The 18566-nt window shown below is 45.2% G+C and carries 13 protein-coding genes and 1 pseudogene; 13 read left to right on the forward strand and 1 reads right to left on the reverse strand.

Features of this window, described 5'->3' with window-relative positions; genetic code table 11:
- Positions 1–162: 162 nt before the first annotated feature.
- The 8 genes and pseudogenes from BBD41_RS19940 (at position 163) to BBD41_RS19980 (ending at position 10584) form a co-directional block, all read left to right on the forward strand.
- A complete protein-coding gene (locus tag BBD41_RS19940) occupies positions 163–1365 on the forward strand; it encodes a P-loop NTPase family protein (protein WP_099478529.1) in 1203 nt (400 codons plus the stop codon).
- Positions 1358–1948: pseudogene (locus BBD41_RS19945) on the forward strand (ATPase, T2SS/T4P/T4SS family); the annotation flags it as partial. The gene BBD41_RS19940 and the pseudogene BBD41_RS19945, both read left to right, overlap by 8 nt.
- A 258-nt stretch (positions 1949–2206) precedes the next feature.
- Entirely contained in the window at positions 2207–2434 is a 228-nt protein-coding gene (locus tag BBD41_RS19950) for a hypothetical protein (RefSeq protein WP_099478530.1), read from the forward strand.
- A gap of 921 nt (positions 2435–3355) precedes the next feature.
- Complete coding sequence (locus BBD41_RS19960) at positions 3356–5467, forward strand: ATP-dependent nuclease (protein WP_157929322.1); 2112 nt, start codon at positions 3356–3358, stop codon at positions 5465–5467.
- Complete coding sequence (locus BBD41_RS19965; protein WP_099478533.1) at positions 5457–7334, forward strand: UvrD-helicase domain-containing protein; 1878 nt, start codon at positions 5457–5459, stop codon at positions 7332–7334. Before BBD41_RS19960 ends, BBD41_RS19965 begins: the two co-directional genes overlap by 11 nt.
- Before the next feature lie 540 nt (positions 7335–7874).
- Positions 7875–8936 carry a hypothetical protein gene (locus tag BBD41_RS19970; protein WP_099478534.1) on the forward strand — a complete coding sequence of 354 codons (1062 nt, stop codon included), beginning with the start codon at positions 7875–7877 and terminating at the stop codon, positions 8934–8936.
- 74 nt (positions 8937–9010) lie between these two features.
- Positions 9011–9472 carry a hypothetical protein gene (locus BBD41_RS19975; RefSeq protein WP_099478535.1) on the forward strand — a complete coding sequence of 154 codons (462 nt, stop codon included), beginning with the start codon at positions 9011–9013 and terminating at the stop codon, positions 9470–9472.
- A 689-nt stretch (positions 9473–10161) separates the two neighbouring features.
- On the forward strand, positions 10162–10584 hold the full coding sequence (locus BBD41_RS19980) for a hypothetical protein (protein ID WP_099478536.1): 423 nt from the start codon (positions 10162–10164) through the stop codon (positions 10582–10584).
- A gap of 163 nt (positions 10585–10747) precedes the next feature.
- On the opposite strand, the gene BBD41_RS19985 is transcribed toward BBD41_RS19980, so the two are convergent.
- Positions 10748–11221 (reverse strand): DUF2621 domain-containing protein, encoded by a 474-nt coding sequence (locus BBD41_RS19985; RefSeq protein WP_007132414.1) that lies wholly within the window; start codon positions 11219–11221, stop codon positions 10748–10750.
- 126 nt (positions 11222–11347) lie between these two features.
- Between BBD41_RS19985 and BBD41_RS19990 the strand changes: the two genes are divergently transcribed.
- The 5 genes from BBD41_RS19990 to BBD41_RS20010 all read left to right on the forward strand — a co-directional run bounded on the left by BBD41_RS19990 (position 11348) and on the right by BBD41_RS20010 (position 18513).
- A complete protein-coding gene (locus BBD41_RS19990; protein ID WP_007132415.1) occupies positions 11348–12469 on the forward strand; it encodes a deoxyribonuclease IV in 1122 nt (373 codons plus the stop codon).
- Between the two features lie 550 nt (positions 12470–13019).
- Positions 13020–13919 (forward strand): formyltetrahydrofolate deformylase, encoded by a 900-nt coding sequence (gene purU, locus BBD41_RS19995; protein WP_099478537.1) that lies wholly within the window; start codon positions 13020–13022, stop codon positions 13917–13919.
- A gap of 363 nt (positions 13920–14282) precedes the next feature.
- On the forward strand, positions 14283–16643 hold the full coding sequence (locus BBD41_RS20000; protein WP_099478538.1) for a DUF7408 domain-containing protein: 2361 nt from the start codon (positions 14283–14285) through the stop codon (positions 16641–16643).
- Entirely contained in the window at positions 16640–17569 is a 930-nt protein-coding gene (locus BBD41_RS20005; protein ID WP_077567939.1) for an ABC transporter ATP-binding protein, read from the forward strand. Before BBD41_RS20000 ends, BBD41_RS20005 begins: the two co-directional genes overlap by 4 nt.
- The gene (locus BBD41_RS20010) at positions 17566–18513 is read left to right on the forward strand and encodes an ABC transporter permease (protein WP_077567938.1); all 948 of its coding nucleotides are present in this window, start codon (positions 17566–17568) and stop codon (positions 18511–18513) included. Before BBD41_RS20005 ends, BBD41_RS20010 begins: the two co-directional genes overlap by 4 nt.
- Positions 18514–18566: the final 53 nt, after the last annotated feature.

The raw sequence follows: 18566 nt of genomic DNA on the forward strand, positions 1-18566 counted from the left end.
GGCATATATCCTGCAGAAAAATAATGCTTGCCGTCTGCTGGCGGCTGTGCTATTCTAATGTCAAAATATAACAAGTCAACGGAAGCACCGTTCATGAACCGCAGGTCTGCGGCATGAATGGTGCTTTTTTTGCGTTGCTGAGAAAGGAAGAGGGGATATGCAATGCTACCGGTCCGATTCGTGATGGCCGTACAGGACGCCAGGTATGTAGAGCCGCTCCTGAACTATGTAAACGGAAGCTCCTATGGCTCGTCGATGCAGGTGACCGCTTTTACACGGCCGGATGCGTTTCTTCAATATATGCAGTCAGGGGAACTCCCGGCTCTCGTGGTTGGAGATGCAGAGATGCTGATGGCTTGGTTCCGGCTTGGCGAACCTCCTGTGCCTTGGCTGCTGCTTAACGAGGGCGCTGAGTTGCCTGCTGCATGTCCGGCGGGAGGATCCCATACAGCCAAGTACCAGCCGCTGCCGAGGCTGCTGGAAGCGATATCCGCATGCTGCCATGAAAGTCGCATTTTAACCGTCAGCGGCAATGGAAACAGCATCGGCACGGGACTCCAGACCGGAATGGCTGCCGTTATCGGAGTTGTTTCTCCCTTGAGCGGGTGCGGGAAGAGCACGCTGGCGATGAATATGGCCAAGCAGTTTGCCGTATTGGGACTGCGGGTGTTTTACCTCAATCTGGAGAGCGTCAACAGCAGCGTGCAGTTTCCTTCAGGCTGCGACGGAATGGAGGGAAGCTTCTCCCGGCTTCTGTACGATATTAAGGCCGCTCAGGAAGGCGGATCAGAGAATGTTCTTCAGGTTATGCCGTACCGCCTCAGGCATCAGGGGCTGAAATGCGACACGTTCGAGCCGAGTCTGCACGTGAAAGAGATAATGGAGATGACGAGATCCGATACGGAGCTGCTGCTTCGATCTCTTGGATCCACCGGCCAGTATGATGTCATCGTTGTGGATACGGATGGAGCGTCGGGGGTCCGGGAGGAGAGGCTGCAAGCGGTGCTTGAGCATGCCGGTGCGTTGATCTGGGTCCTGCTGGACGATCCGATCAGCATGTTTAAGAGCGGAATTCGGATCGACCAGCTGCTGCAGCAGGACGAGAGCTTCTCGGGCGGCTTGATGAAGCGGAGCAGGTTTGTTGTCAACCGTTACACCGGACAGCTTGTAAACAGACCTCCTCGGAAAGACATCCTGATCGATTGCATGCTGCCATATATCCCCTCATGGAAGCAGCTTCAACAGCAGGAGCTGCTGCTGATGTCACCGATATACCAAAGGGAAGTTCTGAAGCTGTGCCGACAGCTCCTTGGAGGTGGAGATTCCGGGCTGTCCGACGTAAACAGGGGGGAACTCTATGCATGAGGAGCAATTCCGTTCTGTTCGGGATCAGATTCGGTCGGAGCTGGACATGACCGGCAGCGTCCATAATTCCGAATTCATGGCGCGCATAGAGGATCTGGTGTGGAGGAGGCAGGAGCTTGCAGGACTGACGGCCATGGAGAAGCGGAATCTGGTCCGCAGAGTGTACGATTCCTTTCGCGGGCTGGATGTGCTGCAGCCGCTCGTCGACAATCCCCGAATTACGGAGATTATGATTAACAGCCACCGGGAGATCTTCATCGAGCAGGACGGAGAGGTGAAGCAGGTGCCGCTGCAGTTCGAATCGCAGGGAAGGCTGGAGGACATTATTCAGGGTATCGTAGGGAGTGTCAATCGGGTCGTGAACGAGTCTGTGCCCATCGTGGACGCCAGGCTGAAGGATGGGTCCAGGGTGAATATCGTCCTTCCGCCCATCGCGCTCAAGGGGCCGACCATGACGATCCGAAAGTTTCCGGAAGCGCCGATGACGATGGAGGATTTGGTGGGACGGGACGCACTATCCCCGGAGGCGGCAGAACTGCTTCGAATCCTAGTCAGGGGCAAGTACAACATCTTCATCGGTGGCTTATAGTTTTTATGTAAATAGAATTGTTTATTTCATGAACTTATAGTTTGTTGGATGATTGTAAAATAGGATCGAGAATATATGGATGAGAAAGTTGTAATCGAGGAAATTAGAATAGAGATATAAGAGTCAGGTGTAGTTAGAACTATCCTTAGTATCAAAAAAGGAAAATTGATAGAGCTGGGAATAATCATTTTATGGAATGTGTTATGAGAGGAATGACTATTAGAATATTCATATAGTAAGGAGTTTATATTCATGGAAAATAGGAATCTCATAAAGGGAGATGCAATTGTTGTAGAGTACGATGATAATACATTTGATTTGGGAATATTCGTTAAGTTTGTTTTCGTCGAATATGTTGAAGATATGAAATGTTTTCTAATGTATGAAAGATCTCCAATTAGGACGGATAGCGGTATGAAAGAAGAAATCAGGTTTGTTGAGATTAATGGGGTTAAAGAGGTAAGGTATTATAATCCATAATCCGCTCTCATTGCACAAAATCAGTAAGACACGAAAATAAAGCCAAGGGGACAAATAAACAGCACGTGCCGAGTTAATTTGGCATGTGCTGTTTGTTTATATCTAGGCAATCTACTTGCATGAATGTATTCATTAGGCAATGTATTAAATCCTTTTATAGTTTCTATGCAGATACAAATTGCTGGTAAAGTCAGTTTGCTCAACAACGTGATACGTATGCCTATGTACTATCTGCTCCAATAGAGAGTGTACCGCCGAGTAGCGAAACGTTATCTGTTCTGAGGTCAGACTTTTCGGATCGTTATTAGGATGTATAGCCGGAGGACGACGGGATTAGTGGCGTGCTTTTGCAGGATGGAGTAAGAAATTCGTTATAGGCCAAAAGCTGTTAGGGTGTTTCGCGGAGGGCAAAATAAAGATCTTTTTGAAAAGTAAGTTTCTTTATATGTCAGCTTGATACAAGTTGGTTTTCAAGCCAAAAACTGTACAACGTCCTCGGCAGAAGAATGACCAGCTGGGGAAGTAGGAGGATATTGTCAGATTTTGTTGAATTAGTACATACAACCTATGGCATTGTTGAGGATGAGGGGGGGAGTCACGCTATATTAATTGAGCCTTTTGCGAGCAGAATCCGGCTTCCGGCTGTGATCGGGTTATCCAAGGCGGAGATTAAAAGGCTTGAGAAGTTAACGGAGAATGGCGAATGCGCTGCGGACTAGATAAGTCGTGCTAGTTTACCTTTAAACTTAAAAGGATGGCAACAGTGGCTGTTGAAAATGCGCGGAAAAAGGGGATTGCCATACGGATAAAGACGGAGAAAAGTTAGAACTCGTGTACATCATGGCAGAAGTGATCCTGTCATCATATTAAATAATTATCTATGTGTATAAAATATATAGAAATTGAGGGGTCAACATGTATTTGAAAGAACTGAGAATCTGGAACTTTAGGAAATATGGGATTAGTGGTGTTGATAATAATTTGCCTGGTACAACTGTACATTTCCATCCGACTTTTAACCTGCTGATTGGAGAAAATGACTCCGGTAAAACGGCAATAATTGATGCAATCAAGCTTACTTTGGGTACAACGAGTGATGATAGTCTATGGATTACGGATGAAGATTTTTTTGTCTCTAAAGACGGAGTAAGTTCGACCGAATTGAAAATCGAATGCATCCTAGCAGGGCTAACCGATGAAGAAGCGGGGGTTTTTTTTGAATGGCTGTCTTTCGATATTAACGGTAACTATGAGCTGCAGGTAAGATTAATCGCCAAAAAGCAAGCAGCAGAAGCTCGAGTAGCTGAACGGATCGATAAATACATAAAAGCAGGTCCGGAGATCTCCTCTTCCCGGCTTGAGGGATTGGCTAGAGAAATTCTTCGTACAACTTACCTGAAACCTTTGCGAAATGCTGAAATTGAACTCCAGCCAGGAATTCGCTCACGATTGGCGCAAATTCTTAAAAGCCACCCTGCTTTTATTAATAAAGATCGTTCAACAAAGCATGAGTTGGAGCTGACTTTCGAAGAAGCCAATAAACAGGTGGAAGCGTTTTTTCTCAAGCCTTACGGTGAAGACCAAAAAAAGACGATCCAGCTACAACTCAAACAATACTTGTCGGAATTTTTCAACACGCCTGTCGGGGACGAACCTGAGACTAAATCTAAGTTCAAAATCACGTCAGTGAAATTGAATGAAATTCTAAGGAAACTAAGCTTGCTTCTTGAAGAAGTACCCTCCGGATTAGGCAGCTTAAACTTACTTTTTATCGCTGCCGAGTTACTGCTCCACGATGACGATTTGGCCATCGGCCCCAACTTGACTTTAATCGAGGAAATAGAAGCCCATCTTCATCCCCAAGCTCAACTACGTCTTATTAAGTATTTGCAAGACAAAGTAGATGATGAATCCGGAAACGTGGGAAGTCAGTTCATTTTGAGTACTCATAGTCCTACCCTTGCAGCGTCAACCCAATTAAAGCATATCATTCTGCTGTACGATGGAGTTGCCTACCCCATGGGGCCGGAATATACTGCGTTTGATCCAGAAGATTACGAATTTCTTGAACGTTTCTTGGATGCAACAAAATCGAATCTCTTTTTTGCGAAGGGTGTTATCTTTGTAGAAGGAGATGCTGAAAATCTCCTCCTACCGACAATTGCCAATCTAATGGGTCGGCCATTACATAAATTCGGAGTATCCATCGTCAATATTGGTAATACGGCATTTAAAAGATATGTGAAAATTTATTCCAGATCAGAAGCTTGGTTGGAAAAATATCCTGAGGCGAATCTGATGATGCCAGTTTCTATAGTGACGGATCTTGATGTGCGGCCATTAGCATATTATTTAGATAAGAAGAGCAAAAGTGATGAATCTCCTGCCCTGCGAGATATCTATATTTTAAACGAGGATAACATTGATCAAGTCGCTGATGAAATGGGGATAGAAACAGAACAGATCAATCATTTGTTGAACCAAGCATTCGGCACGCAGTCTAGCTTTAAAGAAGAAATTCAGAGCTATGTTAAAGTCGGTGGATCCGCATTTGCAAGAATTATTGAACTGATTAGGGAGCCGCTTTCTGCAGAAACAATTGAATCTTTAAGAACGCATAAAGCTAAAAGCCTCACTGACACCTATGGTTCTTTGCAAGGGAATATAGGTCTTAACTATGCGAAAAACTGGACTTTAGAGTATGAAATTGCATTAAGTGGCTTAGGAATGATGTTGGCGGAAGCTATTCATACCATTCAACATAAAAATTTAAGTTCCACTGAACGAGAAGAAAAATTTAAAGCATATAAACAATTACTCGAAGAGCTCCCTCCGGAAGCAAGAGCATATCAGATTTACAGACCATTGCTCAAGAAGAACGTATCAAAAGCAACTGCAGCTCAATACTTAGCGGTAATTTTGCAAAAGAATTCAGAAGTAACAAGAATAAGTTTATTGAATGATGGAACATTGAGCTATTTAAGAGATGCCATATACCATGTAACTGGAGGAGCGCCGAGCGATGCTAATTAATAATGCAAATCGAGGAAGTATAGAATCCTTGCTGCTTGGCGGCAGCCGGCAATTTCAACCAGAACAAATCGCGGTAATAAATTCGACTCATTCAACGAACATCATGGCTTGTCCGGGAAGTGGGAAGACTACTGTATTGATTGCTAAGATTGCTTTGCTCTTAGATAAAATTAAAAAAGAAGGCTCGAGAAAAGGGATCTGTGTAATTACTCACACAAACGTCGCCGTTGAAGAGATAGTCAGTAGTCTTGAAAAATTAGGGATAAGTAATATTATGTACCCTCACTTCGTAGGCACCATTCATGAGTTTTTTAATACTTTTTTTTCTATGAAAGCGTATGGTTTTTATACGAAGAAAGATGCTTTTTATTTACTAGATAATGAAGAGTATAAGAAATATTTCGAAAGATTCTTTGAGTATAACAAACCAGGGTATTGGACTTACCCAACTCCCGTTAATGCTGTTGATAAAACAGATATACACATTGATGAAAATAACCAGCTCCATATTATTTCCAAGAGAGAAGGTAAGGATTATAGCGCTCCTGTTCTAAATACGATTCAGGACATGTTTTGCAAAGGATTTATAAGGCATTCCGATACTGTGGCGCTTGCTAATTGGTATATCCGAAACCATAAAGCGGCTATTCAAAAAGCATTTCAAAATCGATTTCAATACTTCTTTATAGATGAAGCGCAGGACACCAGCATTGAGCAATACGAGAATCTCAGCATGTTGATCGAAAATAACAATGAAACTATTGTGCAGTGGTTTGGGGATTCTTATCAAGCACTCTATAGTCTCTATGGTAAAGATGATGCCTGGAAGCCAGATCTCGAAGAGAGTCTACAAATTAATTTTAGTAATCGCTTTGGAGAAAACATAGCCAGAATTCTTAGAACCACATGTATCGAGGAATATAGCCGTTTAGAAGCGAATAACACGATCAGTTCGGCCGTTCCGCACTTTTTTATATATAATGATGAGAACAAAGAGCAATTATTGAGTGTTTATTCTCGAATTGTATCTGATTTTAAGGCTGCTTCTCTCGAAACTGTCCAAATCAAGGGAAAGATAGCGGCTGTCTGTCATCATCATGATTCGCTCGAAGGGTATTCAAAAACATATCAACGCTCAAAAATTAGCAAGCCATTACTGTCAGAAATGCAGGCTTGCCTACATGAATGTCATCAATCATTAGTGTACGCATTAAGAAAGAACGATCGAAGAGAAGAGAACGGACGAAGTGAGTACCTGAAGAATATCTCTCAATTCTTAAGAGATAAATATCCATCAAACTATATTGAAATAAAAGCGCTTTGGGCTAGGTGGATAAAAGCTATAAGTGAAGAAACTGATGAATCAATGATCTTAGTTGACCTAGAGGTTAAATACAGAGAATTGATTACAACTACTTTGAATAAAGACAATAATGACGATATCGACGTTACAAAAATTCATGATTTGAGGCCCCGCTTAGTAAAGATTCTTCAAAAGAATACCCGAACTGAACCCACTGAAACGGCAACTAACACTATTCCTGTAGGATTGGCTGTCGAATTAAACACCATACATGGTGTTAAAGGTGAGACCCATTTCGCCACTCTTCTATTAGAATCAGTAAGAGATGGGGTCTCAGACATGCAGAAAATTATCAGCTTTCTCACAGGTACATACCAGCCTGAATTGGTTGAAGAATCGCTTGTAAAAGATTCATTAAAACTGGCTTATGTTGCTTTAAGCCGACCGCGTTATTTTGTAGGCGTGGCGATGCATGAAGAAAATCTTTCGATTCAAAATATTCAAGATATAGAAAGGTTCGGTTGGAGGATTGTAGAAGTTAATGATTACCTTGATATCACTTGAGCAAAAATAAGGACTCCCAAACCACTATTTGTTGCATGGTGGTTAGATTTTGAAGCTAAAAATTATATAACTAATTTTAAATAGCAGATTCTTCATTATTATAACGGACTTTAACGGTACGCTTCTTAATCTTGCGACGTAAGAAGAGAAAATTGGGCATTAGGTTGTCAGTTTCTTCTGCGTCGCTTTTTGGCTTTAAAAGTTTGATGAAGCATGGGACGACCTTAGAGAATCAACTAGTACTGATTATGCTTGGTTAAACTCTGGTAAATTGATTTTAATGATCGAAGATTATTAAAAAATGGATGAAAGTTGATTTACAAAATAGACTTCCATGGATTTATAAAATAGTTGGTAAGTATACTAAAAAATTTTAACTAAATTTCACAAAGGCCACTACTATGAGTTAAAAAACCTTATTTACCATAAAATGGCTGGATATATTTGTATTTTAAAGGTATTATTGAACTGTGGAGGGATGCTATGGAAAAAATAGAAGTACTTGAGTGAATAAAAAATTTAAAAGGAGAGGTTTGTTAAATGAGGAAAAGGAAAATATTTACTGGATTGTTGGCGTTTAGTATTATGTTCACTTCCTTTGGTTTAGTAGCTTCAGCCGATACGTATGAAAATGACGATAGCGTCAAAACTGTAGTGTATAAAGGACATGGCGTATTTGTTGAAAGTAATAACACCTTAAATTTCAACAAAAATAGTGAGAAGGCTTACAGCATTTATAAACAAAATGATGCTATTTACGAGCTACATAGTGAAAACAACGATGTTACAAATTATCTAATTGAAACAGCTAATAATCAATATCAGCTTGTAGGAAAAAAAGAAGTTGATCCTCGAAATTTGAATAGCATTCAACAAGATAATCGTATTTCAGATTATATTAAAGATGATATTAATAAAGTTATTGAAAATGCGAGTAATGATGATTTCTCCATCAATGTATATTCTCCAGCGCTTGTTGAGAATCTCCAAACATTCGAAGCAAACAGTAACTCAGTTACTCCTTACGGGTATTTACCGACTGTATACTATACAGGGAAAGGATCCCTCAAATATAAAGATGAGGTATTACACATTCAGAATTACTCTTCATTAACAGGGGAAAGAAAATGGAATTCTAAGGATCAAGCGCAGGCAGAGTATAAAAAAGTTTTTAGTCAACTCATCCAAGTACTTGTAGGAGAAGGGTTAAATCAATTTAAGAAAGTACCTGCAGTTGGAATATCTTATTCATTTGTGAGTATGTTTGGTCAAGATCCGGCAATTGGTGGAGACACGAAAGACAAGATTAAAGTATTTGTTTCTGAGGTAAATAAATATCGTAAATATACTAGTGTTATGTTTCCATCTACAGATTATAAATTAGGTGCAATTAGTGATTGGGTTCCTAATTACGAAGTTCACTCAGATAAAATTGTTTCAGGAAAAATTACAAGTAAAACTGAAACTGCTACTTACAAAGGGGAAAATTACCAATGGCTTGATCAAAAAGCCTATGAGCAAAAGGGGAGCCTCAATTATTGGAATGAATTGATTACTCAACATGAATATTATGGCTTGGTCTTTAAAAGTGCCATAGATTAATATTTTTACTTAGAGAATAAACTTTGAGGGAACTGAGTCAATCCATCAGTTCTCTCTTTATATGAGAGGTGTGCATGAAAAAGATATTTATTTTAACTACTATTGTCTTACTTATTATAGCTGGATTATTAATAACCTATCATAATGTTCCGTTATCAGCTGATACTATAATAAAATATAAGAATAAAATAGAAAAAGTATATATATCCAATTACATTGACAAAGAAGGAATTACTCCAATAGACTTAGATGTTTCTGATCCTGAGAAGATTAGTGAAATAATTGACATTTTTGATCAAGTTAAATTTACTCATTCCAATGGAAGTAAGAATATTAAGAATGATACGAGATACATGAGTCTTTATATTTTCTATGATAAAAATGGTTCATTGGATGATTATACATTAGAGATCAATGAGAAAGGAGAACTGCTGGTTGACCGGCATAAATATAAGATAAAAAATAACGCGAGCGTCGTGTTTGAGCGGTTATACTCTATAGTTGGCAATCTTTCAAATGAGCATAAGAGACCATAGTCATGAATTGGTTTCATCAACCTCATGCTTAAATTATTAGCTCTGATACTAAACTTTTCTTCATAATATTTTTGATGGCGCTTCCATAAATTTAAAAAATATCCAATAGATATTCCAAGTTCATTTTGGATTGTTCTATTTTTTGTCTCTGATTGAATACAACAAATTAAAATTTTTTGCTGTTCATCGTTTAGATTGTAATTTGTTATTTAATTAATAATGAAATTGTAGTATGAACTCGTTTAGGTGGTGTATTTGTATGGCTAAGCAGGTTATGTTTGAATTTCATTGTTAGTTAAAATGAGAATGAACTTAAGACGAGAGGCTGCTTGATATTATTGTTCATAACGATGATTTATATATGAAGAGTGTCCCAAGAATGGATGTTTTTTATAGATAAGAGCTGGATTTTTGTTGCGATAGGAGCATTGTTCATAAACGGGTCATATAAATAGGGCAAACAGGTGAAATCGATGGTCTAATATTGGTGAAAATAATATATGTTTTAATCGTAAAAGTTTTTTAACTCATGCGTACAAAATCAGCACTAAGAAATTAGATTGCTTAGACACTTGGGGGAACACCATTCCGTCACTAAATTTCATCCTCGCTAACGCTGCGGATTTATGATCTTTGATTTCTTCGTAATTATGGTAAAATACACCTATTCGCTTTTAAAAAGGACCATCATGAGAGGAACGGGAATTTTGCGCAGAAAGATCAAGATCAACTTATTTTATTTGGCTGCTGGAATCTATATAGGTATTGCAATCGTATCCTTTATTCCGTGGATTGAAATTGGCGTAAAAATTACAGCATACACAAGTATCATCGCATTATTTATAACCATCTATGACTCTTCGAAGGTTGCCCTGACGATAGCTGCAGCAGAAGGGAATCCGCGAAAAGAAAAAGTCCGCTATGTTTTTATGCTAGCTATGAAGATATTATTGTTCGTTTCGCCGTTTGCGCTGTTGTATTGGATTAATGATGAGGATGATGAGGCAGTTATAGCAAGAATAAGCAATTACGTTACATTTGCTGCCCTTGGTGTTGTATTTTTTACAAGAGGAATGGAATTAAAAAGTCAATCAAACGACAGGCCTAAGTGAATGTAAGGGATGTCTTTAATAAAACGGGCCAACTTTGAATTTATTTCGGGTACACAGCAATCTAAAAAGCATGAGAGAATCCATTTGAAAATACCGTCTAACATCAAAACGGCTCGAGCGCATTCATCGAGGATGGATGCCCGAGCCGTTTTTTTCTTATGCGTTACTTATTAATGAGATGCTGATACGGTGTATAATCGATATTTTTCTTCTGGAGGAAATTCATCAAGAATTTGTAGTCCCGCTTCGGCGTGGCTACGATGTAGCCTTTAATGCAGTGGTCGCGGGTAACTTCGGTTGCGCCGGATTCGACGGCGATCTTGCCGATCTCGGCTGCAATCGAGTGCTTGGCGATATCGCGGAATGGACCGGGAACCGGTTGAACCAGCTCGTCCAAAAAGGCCTTGGATTCATCCGTCCACAGCGGGCGGCTCCGTTCCACCCAGTAATTTTGCCAATCCAGCTTGGACTTGCCGTCGGCCTTCGGCAGCACCTTCAGGAACTTGCGGAACATGAAAAATCCACCGATGCCCATCAGTCCGAGCATGACCCATCCCCAGAACGCGATGGTATTCATGAACCATGACGGCGGCGCGCTGGACGACAAATACCCCAAGACGGCCCCTGTGCTCTTCATCTTGTATATCACCTCGAACGATTTTTGTCACATGACAGTTTCATGAGAATTATAACGCATTTCTTTATTTATTTCGATATACAAGCTAAAATAGGTGTAATTGTGTGTCACAAAGGGGGAAGTTTTATGTTGAAAATCGGGTCCCATGTGTCCTTCTCGGACAAGGGGCTGCTGACTGCAGCGACAGAGGCTAAATCTTACGGCTCCAGCTCGTTCATGATATATACCGGCGCTCCGCAAAATACACGGCGCAAGCCGATTGAATCGATGTTTATCGAGGAAGGCAAGCTGGCCATGCAGGAATGCGGGATTGAGGAGATTGTGGTGCATGCGCCTTATATTATCAATCTCGGCTCGTACAAGCCGAATACGTATGAGCTTGCGGTGAGCTTCCTTCAAGAGGAAATCCGGCGTACCCATGCCGTCGGCGTGAAGAATATCGTGCTTCACCCAGGGGCATACACTGATAAGGATGCGGAATACGGCATTGACCGGATCGCCGAAGGCCTGAATGAGGTTCTTGGCGGTACCGATGAGACGGAAGTGCATATCGCTTTGGAAACGATGGCCGGCAAAGGCACTGAGATGGGGCGCTCCTTCGAGGAGATTGCTTCCATTATCGATAAGGTAAAATATAACGACCGGCTGGCGATCTGCCTGGATACATGCCACATTCACGATGCAGGCTATGATATCGTCGATGATCTGGACGGTGTCCTGGAGAAGTTTGATCAAGTGATTGGTCTCGACCGGTTGACGGTCGTTCATATTAACGACAGTAAAAACCCGCGCGGCGCGGCCAAAGACCGCCATACTCCGATCGGAACAGGCTGGATCGGATACGATGCGATTCACCGGATCGTCCATCATGAGAAGCTCCAAGGCCGTCCGTTCATCCTTGAGACGCCGTGGATCGGGAAAGATCCGAAGACACAGCGTCCTATGTATGAGATCGAAATCGCGCTGCTGCGCGGTGATGTGGAGCAACGCTTTGGACAAGCGTTCATTCAGCAGGTCGAACAGCTGCATGAATTTTTCGCGAAGGAAGGCATTGAATCCCGTTCGTTCGTACTGGATACATGGAATCTGTTGAAAAACGATGCTAAGGCCAAGAAAGCCGACCCTCGCGAGCCGATGGAACGCTTATACGATATGGTGATGTCCGCCGAGCTGTTCCCTGAGCTTTCGGAAGAGCAGGTCAACCAGCGGCTGATCGCCTACTTGTCCGGTGCTTCCCTTACGGCTTAATTCCATCGCTTGAAACCGGAATGTCAGAAAGCAGCAGTGCTGCTTCCGGCATGTACGGGAGCCAGGCTTAACACTAACATCCGTTGCGTCCGGGAGCGCCAACACAGTGGATAACACACAGCCTCCGCTGGAAGAGCTTCCGGACCTCACGGATGTATTAGCGTACGGAGATAATGAATCCGGGAATTATAATATGAATTCCACGTATGCCGAAGGTTGCGCATCTCTTTAAGTGATAGATGGCATGGTGCGACGATGCACTTCTGTAAGTGAGAGATGGTATTGAAGCATCAGAATAAGATTGCACTAACGGAAGCGATCAAGCATTCCCCGTAAGAACAAGAATGCACTAACGGAAGCGATCAAGCATCTCCGTAAAAATGAGAATGCACTAACGGAAGCGATCGCGCCATTTCCAGTAAGAATGAGAATGTACTAACGATAGCAATGATGCATTTCTCATAAAAAAGAGCATGTATCAACCGAATGCAGTTGTATTACCCTTATTTTATAATGATGTATTAGATATAGAGGAGGATCACCAAGACTTATGGAAATTCACATCAAGAAAGACCGGCCATCCCCGGCGGATCAATATCCTAACCGAGCCCGCATGCTCATCTCCTGCCCGGACGGACCAGGGATTGTAGCGGCGGTCTCCCAGTTTTTGTATCAGCATGGCGCGAACATCGTGCAGTCGGACCAGTACACCATGGATCCTGACGGCGGCATGTTCTTTATCCGCGTCGAGTTTGACCTGGAGGATCTTACGGCCAAGCTGCCGCAGCTGGAGGAATCGTTCCGCCCGATTGCGGACCAATTCAGGATGGAATGGAAAATTTACCATGCCGCGCGCAAAAAGCGCCTTGCGATATTCGTTTCCAAAGAGGACCACTGCCTCGTAGAGCTTCTCTGGCAATGGCAGGCGGGAGACCTCGATGCCGATATCGCCCTGGTCGTCAGCAATCACCCGGATATGAGGGAGTATGTGGAATCCTTCGGTATTCCGTACCACCATATTCCGGTTACGCCGGAGACGAAGCAGGAGGCCGAGAAGCGGCAGCTGGAGACGATCGGCGACGATATCGACGTCATCATTTTGGCGCGCTACATGCAGATCATTTCGCCGATGTTCATCGAGCATTACCGCAACCGGATCATCAACATCCATCATTCCTTCCTGCCTGCATTTGTCGGCGGCAAGCCTTATGCCCAGGCCTATAACCGGGGTGTCAAAATTATCGGTGCCACTGCCCACTATGTAACCGAAGAGCTTGACGGCGGTCCGATCATCGAGCAGGACGTTCAGCGGGTGAGCCATCGCGACGACGTTAACGAGCTCAAACGCATCGGCCGTACGATTGAACGCGTTGTGCTGGCAAGAGCCGTGAAATGGCATGTCGAGGATCGGATTCTGGTGCATAACAACAAGACGGTTGTATTTAACTAAACGTACAAAACAAACTCAGGTTAGCGAAGTCATCCATATAGTCCCAACAGTACTACAATGGAGCAGCCCGACACTTTAACGCTGCAATGGATTGACTGAAGATCCCGCTCCTTTTTGGGGCGGGATTTTTTACATAAATGGGATCGTTTGATGGTATGGGTGGAGCGGAGCGCGATTTTTTGTGCCCGGTAACGGGAAAAAAGGTCAAACTTTTTCCAATATGGACTCGTCATTATATTCGAACCGCGAGATCGGTTGCTTCTAGGCTGCTCCGGAGTGCTGCATATTCGCAGTTGGAGGTTAAGGGGAACACGGGGATTACATCCAATTAACACTAAACATTAGGGAGAGGGGAATCATCAGTTGTCGTTTTATACACGAAGAATGCGGATGATGCTGCCGCTTGCTGCGCTGCTGATCACGGCCATGCTGTCTTTGGCCCTGCCGGCGCAGCTGGCCTTTGCCGACGGGCCCGGCATTTCGATCAAGAGCGAAGTCGGTTATGAAGGTAAAGTAAAGTTTGATAAATGGAACCCGCTCAAGCTGACGCTTACGAGCGATCAGGACATCTCCGGCGATATCGTCGTACAAGTGCTGAGCCAGAACGGCGCGGGCTTTCACACCTCCTACGTGCAGCACGTCGAGCTGCCGAAGGATACGCCAAAGGAAGTCCTCCTTGGGCTGCCGGGTACGATGCTTAACAAAGATAACAACCAGATCTTGTTCTATGAGGAGTCTTATAAGAAGGGAAAGCCGATCCCATTTGCATCCGGAAAAAATTACGTGCAGGCGAATCCTTATAACGGCGCCCTGATCGGTGTGCTGTCGGATGATCCGGACACCATGAATTTCATGAATGTGCTCAACGGCAAGGGCACGAGCATCAACATTTTGCCGTTGAAGGCGGCAAGCATCCCGGTTGATGCCATGCTGCTGAGCGGGCTTGATGTGCTGGTTATCAACAATTTTGCATCCGATACGCTGTCAGAGCCGCAGCGACAAGCGATTGTCGGCTGGGTGAACGGCGGTGGCACGCTCGTTCTCGCAGGCGGAGCAGGATACGCTAAGACGGCAGCGCCTTTTGCCGAGATTGCGCCGGTAACGGCTGACGGCACGACGGCAGTCAATGAGCTGCCCGAGCTGGAGAAGCTTGGCGGCAAGCCGTTGAAGCTGGACGGGGACTTTACGATCTCAACTGCCACCCCGGTAAAGGATGCGAAAACCGGTACCCAAGCCGCAAATGAACCGTTGTTTGCATCCCACGACTATGGACAGGGCAAGGTGCAGTATGCCGCGTACGATCTCGCCATGGAGCCGGTCAGCTCATGGGCCGGTCATCCGGTGGTATGGACATCCGTCTTGCAAGGCAGTTTGCCGGTCGGATCGCAAAATACGTACTACAATCCGTTGATCGACAATCTGAACTATGTACTGGACTATTTCCCGTCCTTATCGATGCCTTCGTTTACACTGCTGCTGTGGATGCTGATCATTTATGCCGTCGTCGTGGCGCCGGTGCTCTATTTTATCTTGAAAAAGTTCGACAAACGGGAATGGGCCTGGTTCCTGATCCCGGTCATCGCGATCATCGCAAGCGGCGCGGTGTATATGGCCGGTTCCGCAGACAAGACCAAGGAATTGGCGCATACGATCAATATTATTGAGATGAATGGCCGAGGCAGTGCGGTTAAAACGACGGCCACCGCGTTCTTTACCCCGCGCAGCGGCAATTATGAGCTGGAATTTCCGAGCGGTATGTATTTGAGAACATCAGGCTCCCGTTCCTCCTTCGGCGGTGGAATGGACGAGAGCAAGAGCTTTGTCCGAAAGAACCCGGACTCGACGACGGTGGAGCTGCGCGATATGTCCCAGTGGTCGCTCGCCAAGGTGTGGGCCGAATCCGAGAGGCCGGAGGAGCTCGGACGGATGGAGACGGATTTGAAGCTGGATGCCAAGGGGCAGCTGAGCGGAACGGTCATAAACAATACGGCCGGCGATCTTACTGAAGTGGTGCTGGTGATCGGGGGCAAAGGCTATAAGCTTGGCGATATTCCGAAAGGAGGATCCGCCCAGATCCCTCAGGATCCGAAGCAGATTTTGAACTTCATGGGCGGGGATATTGCCGGAATGCTGTACCCGTACTCGCAGAACGATGATAAATATAGACAGCGGGACATTATATCCAACTATGCTTATTCGAATCGAACGGTCAATACGGACAAAGCGTTTGTTCTCGGATGGAGCACCGATCACCTGACGAATTACTCGCTCAAGAAGCAAGAGGTAAGCAGCGACCAGCTCAATTTCTGGGTGCAGCCGGTGGCCATGACATGGGGAACAAGCGGGACGATTAACGTTCCTTACGGCTTCCTCGCACCGGAAATTTCACAGGTGAACGCACCGATTTTCAGTTCATATGGAAACGGCATCGAGCTTGGGCAAGGTTCCCTCATTGCTGAATTCCCGCTGATTTCCGACCAGGAGGTCGCCTATTCGGAATTCTCCATTAAGGGCATCAAGCCAAACAACAATGTGAAGATGGAAATCTGGAATGCGCAGAAAAATGAGTGGGAGCAGGTCAATGGTTCCGGAAATGAGCTGAAGGTCACGGAGAACCCTGAACGGTATATTTTGAACAACCGCATCCGGTTCATGCTGAATGCTGCCGACCAAACCAATTTCCAAATGCCGGAGCTGTCTGTAAAGGGGGAGGTTAAGCCATGATCGAGATTCGGAATCTGAGCAAACGATACGGAACATTCCATGCATTGAAGGATATCAGTCTCTACATTGAGAAGGGGACCGTATTCGGATTCGTCGGACCGAACGGGGCAGGCAAATCGACGACGATGTCGATTTTGGCAACGCTGATGCTGCCAACCTCCGGTGTCGCCAAGGTAGGCGGCTACGACGTTACCCGGCATCCGAAGGAAGTACGCAAACGAATCGGCTATATGCCGGATTTCTTCGGCGTATATGATCAGCTGAAAGCTACGGAGTATTTGCATTTTTACGGAGCGAGCTACGGGATTCCCCGTGCCGAGCGCGAGCAGCTCATTCCGCAGCTGCTGGAGCTGGTGAACCTGACCGATAAGGCGGATACGTACGTAGACAGTCTCTCGCGGGGGATGAAGCAGCGATTATGCCTTGCCCGCTGTCTTGTGCATGATCCGGAGGTCCTCATTCTGGATGAGCCGGCGTCGGGGCTTGACCCGCGGGCGCGAATCGAAATGCGGGAAATTCTGAAGGAATTGAAGCTGATGGGCAAGACGATTATCATCTCGTCGCATATTTTGCCGGAGCTGGCGGAAATGGTGGATGAAATCGGCGTCATTGAGCACGGCGAAATGGTGGCACAGGGCAAGGTATCCGATATCCAGAACCGTCTGCGGGTTAAAAAAGTCATCCATATCCGCACGCTCGAGCGAGGTGAGGAGCTGGCCGAAAAGCTGCGGGATGAGCCGTTGGTGACGTCCGTCTTGACGGACAACACCGGGGTTCACGTTCATTACAGCGGCGACGATGTACAGCAGAGCGAGCTTCTGCGGAAGGTGATCTCCTGGGAAATCCCGATTGTCTCGTTCCAGGAAGCGCAGAGCAATCTGGAGGACGTATTTCTCGAAATTACGAAAGGAGGCCCGCGCGAATGAATTGGAGCAGAAGATTGATCAATCCGGTGATCGACAAGGAATTCCGGCTGCGGATGCGTTCGACCCGTTCCATGCTGTCGGTGTTGTTTTATATACTGGCGCTCGGCACGATTGCGATGGGTTTCATTTATTTGTTTCTGTATTTGGGCAACCGGGGACCGCAGCGATTCGATCCGCAGGTAAGCCAGATGATGTTCTATGTGCTGAGTTTTGCCCAGCTGGTGCTGATTGCCTTCATGGCCCCGGCATTGACGGCCGGCGTCATCAGCAGCGAGCGCGAGAAGCAGACGCTTAGCATGCTGCTGACGACTCAGCAAAGCTCGTCAACGATCGTGCTCAGCAAGCTGGTGTCCGCGCTCAGCTTCATGGCGCTGATCGTGCTGGCGACGCTGCCGGTGTACAGCATTGTGTTTCTGTATGGCGGCATATCGCCGAAGCAGCTGATATCGGTGTTTTTATTCTATCTGTTCGTGATGCTGCTGCTTGGCGCGCTCGGCGTCATGTTCTCGACGCTGTTCAAGCGGACGATCGTGGCCATCATCGTGACATATGGCGTGGGACTTATCATTTTCTTGGTAACGGGTCTTCTCTATTTGTTCTTCATGGGAATCGAGCAGCGGAATATGTATGTGACAGGACAGCCTCCTGCCGCGGGCTCCCACTCCTGGGTCGGCTATCTGCTGGGCTTGAATCCGGCCGGAGCGATGATGAGCCTGTTCGACTCTTCGTTCTCGAAGGAGGCATTTCTGCTCTATGGCGGCAATCTGAACAGCAAAGCGCCGATTGAGCTGTGGCTCGAGTTTGTCATTGTTTACTCTGTCGTCATCGTGCTGGCGCTCTGGATTGCCATTCGGAACATCCGGCCTGTCGCTCGGCGAAGAAAGGGTGAGGAGCCTGCCGAACAGCTTCCGCAGGATCACCGTCCGTCCGAAAATGGTGTGTAATGAAGGCTATGCAACGGATCTGATCTGAAAGCATTTGAAGGATCTGAAGGAGG

The sequence above is a fragment of the Paenibacillus ihbetae genome (assembly GCF_002741055.1).
Lineage (GTDB): Bacteria > Bacillota > Bacilli > Paenibacillales > Paenibacillaceae > Paenibacillus_AQ > Paenibacillus_AQ ihbetae.

Coding starts and splice junctions, on each gene's coding strand:
- BBD41_RS19940 (WP_099478529.1), top strand. CDS start 163: ATGCTACCGGTCCGATTCGTGATGGCCGTACAGGACGCCAGGTATGTA.
- BBD41_RS19950 (WP_099478530.1), top strand. CDS start 2,207: ATGGAAAATAGGAATCTCATAAAGGGAGATGCAATTGTTGTAGAGTAC.
- BBD41_RS19965 (WP_099478533.1), top strand. CDS start 5,457: ATGCTAATTAATAATGCAAATCGAGGAAGTATAGAATCCTTGCTGCTT.
- BBD41_RS19970 (WP_099478534.1), top strand. CDS start 7,875: ATGAGGAAAAGGAAAATATTTACTGGATTGTTGGCGTTTAGTATTATG.
- BBD41_RS19975 (WP_099478535.1), top strand. CDS start 9,011: ATGAAAAAGATATTTATTTTAACTACTATTGTCTTACTTATTATAGCT.
- BBD41_RS19980 (WP_099478536.1), top strand. CDS start 10,162: ATGAGAGGAACGGGAATTTTGCGCAGAAAGATCAAGATCAACTTATTT.
- BBD41_RS19985 (WP_007132414.1), bottom strand. CDS start 11,221: ATGAAGAGCACAGGGGCCGTCTTGGGGTATTTGTCGTCCAGCGCGCCG.
- BBD41_RS19990 (WP_007132415.1), top strand. CDS start 11,348: ATGTTGAAAATCGGGTCCCATGTGTCCTTCTCGGACAAGGGGCTGCTG.
- purU (WP_099478537.1), top strand. CDS start 13,020: ATGGAAATTCACATCAAGAAAGACCGGCCATCCCCGGCGGATCAATAT.
- BBD41_RS20005 (WP_077567939.1), top strand. CDS start 16,640: ATGATCGAGATTCGGAATCTGAGCAAACGATACGGAACATTCCATGCA.
- BBD41_RS20010 (WP_077567938.1), top strand. CDS start 17,566: ATGAATTGGAGCAGAAGATTGATCAATCCGGTGATCGACAAGGAATTC.